This window comes from Variovorax sp. Soil_C_19 (assembly GCF_057657255.1).
On record NZ_JBDGIV010000055.1, the window covers coordinates 1 to 205 of the forward strand.

General features: G+C 63.9%; 1 protein-coding gene. It reads left to right on the top strand.

The window, feature by feature from the left end:
* Positions 1-205: hypothetical protein (locus AC3A6R_RS27195; protein WP_487866191.1), on the top strand; the 205-nt coding region annotated here is incomplete at both ends.

The window sequence follows — 205 nt, forward strand, 5'->3', positions numbered from 1 at the left end:
TGTTCGGCGACGGTGAGCAGTGGAGCCAGACGGACATCATCTCGGCGGCCACGAGCTTGAGTGCAGGTAACGACAGCGTCACTGGTTCAAGCCTGGCGGGCAACAACCTCAACGGCCTGGCGGGCAACGACACTATCTCTGGCGGCAAGTTGGCTGACCGGCTCGATGGTGGCGAGGGCAGCGACACACTCAACGGCAACGCGGG